1 protein-coding gene is annotated in these 809 nt (G+C 67.7%); it reads right to left on the bottom strand.

The window, feature by feature from the left end; translation table 11 throughout:
• Positions 1-163: 163 nt before the first annotated feature.
• Positions 164-809, bottom strand: a 646-nt coding sequence (locus IH44_RS0140000) for a solute carrier family 23 protein (RefSeq protein ID WP_035958633.1), incomplete at its 5' end; no start/stop codon positions are given.

Genomic DNA, 809 nt, shown 5'->3' on the forward strand with positions numbered 1-809 from the left:
GGATACGGGCGCACCATTTCAGCTGGGAATCGAAAGCGGCCACCAGCAGAGCTGTTCTCATACGTCCCTCGTGATTCCCCTCGGTGCGGCCCGGCTCGATGATCCACTCATACGCAGCCCCGTTGACGCCGGTCAGGCTAATCCGCGCGAACCCGCCCGATGCTCATTTCTCCTGACAGTTCAGGCGCTGTCCCCGCGACGTTCGCCGGGCGGACACCGGGGACGGCAGGTGGTGGAAGAAGAGGTTGAGGGCGACGGCGGTGAGGGTGCCGAGCATGATGCCGCTCTCGAAGAGCGCCTGGAGCTGACGGGACGGAAGGTGTTCGGCGAATTCCGGATAGGCCGTCGGAAGAAATCCGACACCGAGACTGGCGGCGACCAGAACGGTGTTCCGGGCGTCCCCGAGATCGGCCTTGAGGAGAATCTGCACGCCGACCACGGTGATGGTCGAGAAGAGCAGCAGGGTGGCACCGCCGAGGACGGCCGGCGGCAGGGCCGCGACCACCGCGCCGACCTTCGGGACGAGTCCGAGGACGAGCATGATGACCCCGCTCGCCGCGACGATCCAGCGGGAGACCACCCCGGTCAGCCGGAGCAGGCCGACGTTCTGCGAATAGACCGTGGTCGGGAAGGAGTTGAGGAGCCCGGCGAGGACGGTCGCGGCGCCGTCCGCCCGCAGGGCGCGGGTGATGTCCCGCTCCCCCACCGGGCGCCCCGCGATCTCGCCGACCGCGAAGAACTGGCCGATCGACTCCACCGCGATGATCACCATCACCAGGACGATCGCCAGCACCGCCATCACGTCGAAC

This window comes from Kitasatospora sp. NRRL B-11411, assembly GCF_000721345.1.
GTDB classification, from domain to species: domain Bacteria; phylum Actinomycetota; class Actinomycetes; order Streptomycetales; family Streptomycetaceae; genus Kitasatospora; species Kitasatospora cineracea.